This window comes from Streptomyces hainanensis (genome assembly GCF_004348415.1).
Taxonomy (GTDB): domain Bacteria; phylum Actinomycetota; class Actinomycetes; order Streptomycetales; family Streptomycetaceae; genus Streptomyces; species Streptomyces hainanensis.
In genome coordinates, this window is record NZ_SMKI01000628.1 from 1 (window position 1) to 3,686 (window position 3,686).

A 3,686-nucleotide genomic window follows, 5' to 3' on the forward strand; every position below is an offset into this window, starting at 1 on the left:
GCCGCCGCCGACCTGGTCGCACTCGACACGGGAGCGCGGCCGGGCGAACCGCGCGAGCCGGGCGACGCGACGGGTCCCGCCCGCCTCGACGCCGCGTTGCGCTCCCTGAACGGCGCTCGGCCACCGGCCTGCTCGAACGCGGCCCGGACATCACCCTGTTCGTCTTTCGATGAGTTGAGGATCATGACGAAGAACTTCAAGATCTCCCTCGCACTGGTGGCCGGCGTCCTCGCCGTGGTCGCCGCGCTGTTGGCCGCGAACCGTTCCCCCGGCGGAGACACCGCCACGACGGACGCCGACGACGCGCCGACGGCACCGGCCTCCGTACTGGTCCGCGAGAACAGCCACCGGCTGTCCACCGCGCCGGACGGCAAGGTCACCCTGGTGGAGTTCCTCGACCTGGAGTGCGAGGCGTGCCGGGCCGCGTACCCGATCGTGGAACAACTGCGCGAGGAGTACGCGGGCCAGGTCACCTTCGTGCTGCGCTACTTCCCCATCCCCAGCCACCGCAACGCCGAACCGGCGGCCCGCGCCGTGGAGGCCGCCGCCGCGCAGGACCGGCTGGAGGACATGTACCGGATGATGTACGAGACGCAGGAGGAGTGGGGTGACCAACAGGAGTCCCACGAGGACACCTTCCGCGGCTTCGCCGAAGAACTCGGCCTGGACATGGCGCGCTTCGAGGCGGACTGGAACGACCCGGCCACGGCCGAACGCGTCGCCCTCGACCAGCAGGACGGGCTGATGCTCGGCGTGCGGGGAACCCCCACCTTCTTCCTCAACGGCCGGCTCCTGAACCCCGGCTCCTACGAGGAGTTCACCGAGGCCATCGACGCGGAGCTCGCCAGGTGACCACCGCGACGCGCCACGCCGCCGACCCGACGGCGTCCGAGGCGACGCCGGTCGGGGACCGGCTGCTCGGCCTGGTGCTCGGCGTCGGCGGAGTGGTGGGGCTGCTCGCCGCGTTCGTCCTCGTCGTCGAGAGGATCGAACTGCTGGAGGACCCCTCCCACATCCCTTCCTGCAGCATCAGTCCGGTGCTCAGCTGCGGGTCGGTGATGACCACGCCGCAGGCCGAGGTCTTCGGCTTCCCCAACCCCCTCCTGGGCATCGCCGGCTTCACCGCGCTGACCGTCGTCGCCGTGGTCCTCCTGACCGGAACCGCCCTGCCCCGCTGGTTCTGGCAAGGCCTCCAGGCGGGCGTCACGTTCGGCCTGCTGTTCGTCCACTGGCTGGTCTACCAGAGCCTCTACCGGATCGACGCCCTGTGCCCCTACTGCGTGGCCGTGTGGATCGTGACGATCCCCGTCTTCTGGTACACGACGCTGTACAACCTCACCCGCGGCCACCTCGGCACCCTCGGCCGGCCCGGGCCCGCCCGCACGCTGGCCGAGTACCACGGTGTCGTCCTCACCTGCTGGTACCTGACCATCGCCCTGCTCGTCCTCCAGCGGTTCTGGAGCTACTGGACGACACTCGTCTGAGCCCCACGCCCCATCACCTGGCCACCGCGTCAGGCACCCCGAGGAAACCCCGCTCAGAGGGGCTTCAGGAGCATCAGAACCTCGTCGCGGTCGTCGCCGGGCGCGAGGCGCAGGGCGTCGGGCCAGCGGCCGATCTCCTTCCAGCCCAGTCGCCCGTAGAACTCCTCGAGGCCTGCTCCGCCTCGTGCCGCGAGGTGGAGCTGTTCCAGGCCCATGTCGTCGCGGGCGACTCGGCGGGCCTCGTTCATCAGGGTGGTTCCGATCCCGCGTCCCTGGCAGGTGGGGAGGGTCTGGACGTGGTGGAGGGTGCCCCAGTGCGAGATCAGCGCGAAGGGATCCCGGCGGACGTTGAGCCAGCCGACGAGCCGGTCGTCGAGCCGGGCGGTCAGCAGCCGACTGGTCGTGGGCGACAGGGTGTCGGTGATCGCCCTCAGCGCGGGGGCGGTGTGGCTTTCGTCGATCGGGAGGAAGGGGAAGCCCGCGGCCCCGCCGGCGTTGCTGACCTCGATCCAGCAGAGCGACAGGTCTCTGTGGAGCGCGGGAGTGACCTCGGCCGAGGACGTGTACTGCTGCAAGGAAAGGGAGTCGCTCACCCGCCGATTCTCGCACTGGCGATCGAATCGAGATGCCGCCGTACTGATGCCGCCGTACTGCCGCGCCGGCGGGCGGAGGGCGCCGGACGGGGAGAGCCGCCGGGCGGCGCAGGCCGCCCAGCGGGTCTCTCGGTCAGGCGGCGGTCTGGTGTGCGAGCTGGGCGTGGGGGTCGGCCGCGCCGGGGGTCGGTGCGGGGTCGGCGTGGACGAGGGCGGCGGTGAGTTTGGGGACCGCGTCAAGGAGGGCGAGTTCGGCCTCCACGGTGACGTCGTGCGCTTCCCGGAGGCTGAGCTGGTCGTCCACCACGATGGCGACCTCGGCCCGCAGCCTGTGGCCGATCCACCGCATCCGGAGCTCGCCGATCTCGACGACGCCCGGAACCCCGTTGAGCGCGGACTCGGCGGTGTCGACGAGTTCGGGGTCGACGGCGTCCATGATGCGGCGGAACACCTCGCGGGCGGCGTCGCGCAGGACCATCAGGATGGCCACCGTGATCAGCAGGCCCACGATCGGGTCGGCGAGCTGCCAGCCGAGCGCGGCGCCGCCGGCGCTCAGGAGCACGGCGAGCGAGGTGAATCCGTCGGTGCGGGCGTGCAGCCCGTCCGCGACCAGCGCGGCCGAGCCGATCTCCCGGCCGATCCGGATGCGGTAGCGGGCCACCCACTCGTTGCCGATGAAGCCCACCACGGCGGCGGAGGCCACCGCGGGGATGTAGTCCATGTCCTGGGGGTTGATGAGCCGGTCGATCGCGGTCCAGGCGGCGAGCGCCGCGGAGGCCGTGATGGTCAGCACGATGACGATGCCGGCCAGGTCCTCGGCACGGCCGTAGCCGTAGGTGAAGCGACGGTTGACGGCGCGACGCCCGAGGAGGAAGGCGATGCCCAGCGGTACGGCGGTCAGCGCGTCCGCGAAGTTGTGGATGGTGTCGCCGAGCAGCGCGACCGAACCGGAGATGATGACGATGAAGACCTGGAAGATCGCGGTGACACCGAGCACGACCAGCGAGATCCACAGCGCGCGCATGCCGCGGGCCGAAGACTCCAGCGCGTTGTCCATCTTGTCGGACGACTCGTGGGAGTGCGGCTTGACCAGGTGGCCCACCTGGTGCCGGAGCGACGCCAGAGGCCCCTGCTTCCCGTGGTCGTGCGGGTGCCCGTGGTCACCGTGGTCGTGGTCGTGACCGGCGTGGTCGGCGTGGCCGTCGTCATGGGCGTGCGGGTGCGGGTGCGGGTGCGGATGGGGGTGAGGGTGTGAGTGTCCGTGTTCTTCGCTCACGACGAACGCCTTTCGACGGTCCGGGCAGCCCGGAGAAGTGGACACGGGAGTGCGTCCACCTCCATTATGTGCATATGAACGCACGCATGCATCTATCAGGTGCACATGGTTCGCACCCGCGAGAGCCGGGCGCGGAGCAGTTCGCCCGCGCGGCCGAGACGCTGGCCCTGCTCGCGGACCGGACCCGGCTCACTCTGCTGCACACCCTCAACTCGGAGCCGTTCGAGGCCGGCTGGCTCTTCCGGGTCCGGATCGACGAGTCGGCCGAGCCGGCCCGGCTGATGTCGGCCGCCGAGTACGACGGCCTCACCAACGGCTGACCGACACCGACCA

General features: G+C 70.8%; 7 protein-coding genes. 4 read left to right on the top strand and 3 right to left on the bottom strand.

Annotated features, from left to right (window positions below; translation table 11 throughout):
* Nucleotides 1-200: hypothetical protein (locus tag E1283_RS38350; RefSeq protein ID WP_207930638.1), on the bottom strand; the 200-nt coding region annotated here is incomplete at its 3' end.
* Between E1283_RS38350 and E1283_RS33765 the strand changes: the two genes are divergently transcribed.
* Both E1283_RS33765 and E1283_RS33770 read left to right on the top strand, forming a co-directional pair.
* Nucleotides 184-852 (top strand): DsbA family protein, encoded by a 669-nt coding sequence (locus E1283_RS33765; protein WP_132821982.1) that lies wholly within the window; start codon nt 184-186, stop codon nt 850-852. The two genes, E1283_RS38350 and E1283_RS33765, sit on opposite strands and share 17 nt — an antisense overlap.
* Entirely contained in the window at nt 849-1,484 is a 636-nt protein-coding gene (locus E1283_RS33770) for a vitamin K epoxide reductase family protein (protein WP_132821983.1), read from the top strand. The genes E1283_RS33765 and E1283_RS33770 overlap by 4 nt, the downstream gene beginning before the upstream one ends.
* Nucleotides 1,485-1,537: 53 nt before the next feature.
* Here E1283_RS33770 and E1283_RS33775 read toward each other — a convergent pair whose 3' ends face one another.
* Together E1283_RS33775 and E1283_RS33780 are read right to left on the bottom strand one after the other, a co-directional pair.
* Nucleotides 1,538-2,077 (bottom strand): GNAT family N-acetyltransferase, encoded by a 540-nt coding sequence (locus E1283_RS33775; protein WP_132821984.1) that lies wholly within the window; start codon nt 2,075-2,077, stop codon nt 1,538-1,540.
* A gap of 133 nt (nt 2,078-2,210) precedes the next feature.
* Nucleotides 2,211-3,179, bottom strand: coding sequence for a cation diffusion facilitator family transporter (locus E1283_RS33780; protein WP_425086272.1), 969 nt, complete (start codon nt 3,177-3,179; stop codon nt 2,211-2,213).
* 3 nt (nt 3,180-3,182) lie between these two features.
* On the opposite strand from E1283_RS33780, the gene E1283_RS39275 reads away from it, so the two are divergent.
* On the top strand, nt 3,183-3,332 hold the full coding sequence (locus tag E1283_RS39275) for a hypothetical protein (protein WP_243745294.1): 150 nt from the start codon (nt 3,183-3,185) through the stop codon (nt 3,330-3,332).
* Between the two features lie 95 nt (nt 3,333-3,427).
* Nucleotides 3,428-3,673, top strand: coding sequence for a glycine cleavage system protein H (locus E1283_RS39280; protein WP_165956347.1), 246 nt, complete (start codon nt 3,428-3,430; stop codon nt 3,671-3,673).
* The last annotated feature ends 13 nt before the right edge of the window (nt 3,674-3,686 follow it).